General features: G+C 47.4%; 1 protein-coding gene. It reads left to right on the forward strand.

Annotated features, from left to right (window positions below; translation table 11 throughout):
• Window positions 1–366, forward strand: a 366-nt coding sequence (gene rbsD / locus AB4585_RS28575; protein ID WP_372172154.1) for a D-ribose pyranase, incomplete at its 5' end; no start/stop codon positions are given.
• Between the last annotated feature and the right edge of the window lie 60 nt (window positions 367–426).

Below are 426 nucleotides of genomic sequence, written 5' to 3' on the forward strand. Positions count from 1 at the left end.
GGCCACACAGATGAAATCACAATTTGCGACGCTGGTTTACCCATCCCAGATGAAACTCAGCGAATCGATCTTGCACTGACACACGGAGTGCCCTCGTTTATCGAAACGGTCAAGGTGATCTTAACTGAGTCTCAAGTAGAGGGTGTCGTCCTCGCGGAAGAGTTCAAGGTTGTCAGTCCATCTCTTCATGATGCCTTCCTTAGTGAAATCGAAGCAGAACAAGAGCGCTGCGGAAGAAACATCACTATCACCTACATCTCTCATGAAGCATTCAAAGACCAAACGCGTCAAAACCGCGCTGTGGTCAGAACTGGCGAATGCACGCCCTACGCTAACGTTATTTTCCAAGCTGGCGTCGTCTTTTAATCCATTGGTTTAAGGAACTGGTATGAATCAAGCCATTCTACAACTAGCCGACATTGAGAA

Source organism: Vibrio sp. 10N.222.49.C9 (genome assembly GCF_041474985.1).
GTDB lineage: Bacteria > Pseudomonadota > Gammaproteobacteria > Enterobacterales > Vibrionaceae > Vibrio > Vibrio crassostreae_C.